This window comes from Bacillus sp. K2I17 (assembly GCF_002209985.1).
In the GTDB taxonomy this organism is placed as follows: Bacteria; Bacillota; Bacilli; order Bacillales; family Bacillaceae_G; genus Bacillus_A; species Bacillus_A wiedmannii.
The window spans coordinates 1-2,990 of sequence record NZ_NJGF01000101.1; the positions used below are offsets into that span (position 1 = coordinate 1).

General features: G+C 51.3%; 1 rRNA gene. It reads right to left on the minus strand.

Going from position 1 to position 2,990, the window contains the following annotated elements:
* Window positions 1-12: 12 nt before the first annotated feature.
* Window positions 13-2,934, minus strand: a 23S ribosomal RNA gene (locus CER22_RS30780).
* Window positions 2,935-2,990 lie beyond the last annotated feature (56 nt).

Here is a 2,990-nt window from a genome sequence, read left to right on the forward strand (position 1 = left end):
GCTTCATATTATATGGTTAAGTCCTCGATCTATTAGTATTCGTCAGCTCCACATGTCACCATGCTTCCACCTCGAACCTATCAACCTGATCATCTTTCAGGGATCTTACTAGCTTACGCTATGGGAAATCTCATCTTGAGGGGGGCTTCATGCTTAGATGCTTTCAGCACTTATCCCTTCCGCACATAGCTACCCAGCTATGCCCTTGGCAGAACAACTGGTACACCAGCGGTGCGTCCATCCCGGTCCTCTCGTACTAAGGACAGCTCCTCTCAAATTTCCTACGCCCACGACGGATAGGGACCGAACTGTCTCACGACGTTCTGAACCCAGCTCGCGTACCGCTTTAATGGGCGAACAGCCCAACCCTTGGGACCGACTACAGCCCCAGGATGCGATGAGCCGACATCGAGGTGCCAAACCTCCCCGTCGATGTGGACTCTTGGGGGAGATAAGCCTGTTATCCCCGGGGTAGCTTTTATCCGTTGAGCGATGGCCCTTCCATGCGGAACCACCGGATCACTAAGCCCGACTTTCGTCCCTGCTCGACTTGTAGGTCTCGCAGTCAAGCTCCCTTATGCCTTTGCACTCTACGAATGATTTCCAACCATTCTGAGGGAACCTTTGGGCGCCTCCGTTACACTTTAGGAGGCGACCGCCCCAGTCAAACTGCCCACCTGACACTGTCTCCCGGGTCGATAAGACCCGTAGGTTAGAATTTCAATACAGTCAGGGCGGTATCCCACCAGCGCCTCCACCGAAGCTAGCGCTCCGGTTTCAATGGCTCCCGCCTATCCTGTACAAACTGTACCAAAATTCAATATCAGGCTACAGTAAAGCTCCACGGGGTCTTTCCGTCCTGTCGCGGGTAACCTGCATCTTCACAGGTACTATAATTTCACCGAGTCTCTGGTTGAGACAGTGCCCAAATCGTTACACCTTTCGTGCGGGTCGGAACTTACCCGACAAGGAATTTCGCTACCTTAGGACCGTTATAGTTACGGCCGCCGTTTACTGGGGCTTCAGTTCAGAGCTTCGCTTACGCTAACCCCTCTCCTTAACCTTCCAGCACCGGGCAGGTGTCAGCCCCTATACTTCGCCTTACGGCTTCGCAGAGACCTGTGTTTTTGCTAAACAGTCGCTTGGGCCTATTCACTGCGGCTTTCCGTTAAGAAAGCACCCCTTCTCCCGAAGTTACGGGGTCATTTTGCCGAGTTCCTTAACCAGAGTTCTCTCGCACACCTTAGGATTCTCTCCTCGCCTACCTGTGTCGGTTTGCGGTACAGGCACCTTTTATCTCGCTAGAAGCTTTTCTTGGCAGCGGGGAATCAAAGACTTCGCTCCATAAGGAGCTTCCCCATCACAGCTCAGCCTTCACGATAAGCGGATTTGCCTACTTATCAGCCTAACTGCTTGGACGTGCACAACCAATCGCACGCTTCTTCTATCCTTCTGCGTCCCTCCATTGCTCAAACGATAAAGAGGTGGTACAGGAATATCAACCTGTTGTCCATCGCCTACGCCTGTCGGCCTCGGCTTAGGTCCTGACTAACCCTGAGCGGACGAGCCTTCCTCAGGAAACCTTAGGCATTCGGTGGACGGGATTCTCACCCGTCTTTCGCTACTCATACCGGCATTCTCACTTCTAAGCGCTCCACCAGTCCTTCCGGTCTGACTTCACTGCACTTAGAACGCTCCCCTACCACTGATACCATTGGTATCAATTCGCAGCTTCGGTGGTGTATTTAGCCCCGGTACATTTTCGGCGCAGAGTCACTCGACTAGTGAGCTATTACGCACTCTTTAAATGGTGGCTGCTTCTAAGCCAACATCCTAGTTGTCTAAGCAACTCCACATCCTTTTCCACTTAATACACACTTTGGGACCTTAGCTGGCGATCTGGGCTGTTTCCCTCTTGACTACGGATCTTATCACTCGCAGTCTGACTCCTAAGGATAAGTCATTGGCATTCGGAGTTTGACTGAATTCGGTAATCCGATGAGGACCCCTAGTTCAATCAGTGCTCTACCTCCAAGACTCTTACACTTAAGGCTAGCCCTAAAGCTATTTCGGGGAGAACCAGCTATCTCCAGGTTCGATTGGAATTTCTCCGCTACCCACACCTCATCCCCGCACTTTTCAACGTGCGTGGGTTCGGGCCTCCATTCAGTGTTACCTGAACTTCACCCTGGACATGGGTAGATCACCTGGTTTCGGGTCTACGACCACGTACTAAACGCCCTATTCAGACTCGCTTTCGCTGCGGCTCCGCCTCTTCAGCTTAACCTCGCACGGGATCGTAACTCGCCGGTTCATTCTACAAAAGGCACGCCATCACCCATTAACGGGCTCTGACTATTTGTAGGCACACGGTTTCAGGATCTCTTTCACTCCCCTTCCGGGGTGCTTTTCACCTTTCCCTCACGGTACTGGTTCACTATCGATCACTAGGGAGTATTTAGCCTTGGGAGATGGTCCTCCCAGATTCCGACGGAATTTCACGTGTTCCGCCGTACTCAGGATACATTCAAGAGAGAACGAAGTTTCGACTACGGGGTTGTTACCCTCTACGACGGACCTTTCCAGGTCGCTTCGTCTACCTCGTTCCTTTGTAACTCCGTATAGAATGTCCTACAACCCCAAGAGGCAAGCCTCTTGGTTTGGGCTATGTTCCGTTTCGCTCGCCGCTACTCAGGAAATCGCATTTGCTTTCTCTTCCTCCAGGTACTTAGATGTTTCAGTTCCCTGGGTCTGTCTTCCTTACCCTATGTATTCAGGCAAGGATACCATACCATTACGTATGGTGGGTTTCCCCATTCGGAAATCTTCGGATCAAAGCTTACTTACAGCTCCCCGAAGCATATCGGCGTTAGTCCCGTCCTTCATCGACTCCTAGTGTCAAGGCATCCACCGTGCGCCCTTTCTAACTTAACCAAACTAAAAATTAAAAAATATGAGCTACACTGTTATCTAGTTTTCAAAGAACATAC